The organism is Stenotrophomonas pictorum JCM 9942 (assembly GCF_001310775.1).
In the GTDB taxonomy this organism is placed as follows: Bacteria; Pseudomonadota; Gammaproteobacteria; order Xanthomonadales; family Xanthomonadaceae; genus Stenotrophomonas; species Stenotrophomonas pictorum.
In genome coordinates this window covers 1-578 of the sequence record NZ_BAZI01000797.1, presented here as the reverse complement: position 1 = coordinate 578, position 578 = coordinate 1, and the positions used below count along the sequence as shown (strand labels likewise).

General features: G+C 71.1%; 1 protein-coding gene. It reads left to right on the top strand.

The window, feature by feature from the left end:
- Positions 1 to 578 (top strand): penicillin-binding protein activator (locus JCM9942_RS17745; protein WP_157723097.1); only part of this gene is annotated, 578 nt, incomplete at both ends.

Sequence of the window (578 nt, the reverse complement as noted above, 5' to 3'; positions counted from 1 at the left end):
GCCGCTCAAGCTGGCGGTGCTGCTGCCGCTCAGCGGCAACATGGCCACCGCCGCCGCACCGGTGCGCGACGGCCTGCTGGCCGGCTACTACGGTGAAACCCGGCGCCGTCCGCAGATCGATTTCCTAGACACCAAGGGCACGGCCGCGGGCGCCAGCGCCGCCTATGACAAGGCGGCAGCAGACGGGGCCGATTTCATCGTCGGCCCGCTGGGGCGCGAGGAAGTCGATGCACTGTTCCAACGTGACCAGCTGCCGGTGCCGATGCTGGCCCTGAACCGCGGCAAGGACACCCCGCCGCCGGGCAACGCCGCCTTCTCGCTGGCCCCGGAGGACGACGGCATCATCGCGGCCGAATACCTGCTCGGCCGCGAGCGCGGCAACGTGCTGATCATCGCCAGCAACGACGATGCTGGCCGTCGCGCCAGCGCCGCCTTCAAGGAGCGCTTCAACGAGCGCGGCGGCAAGGTCGCCGCCAGCATCAGCGTGGGTGATGTCCCCGGCGATATCGGCGCCCAGCTGCGCCAGGCCAACGGCGTGGACGCGGTGTTCCTGGCGGTCAAGGGCAACCAGGCGCGCG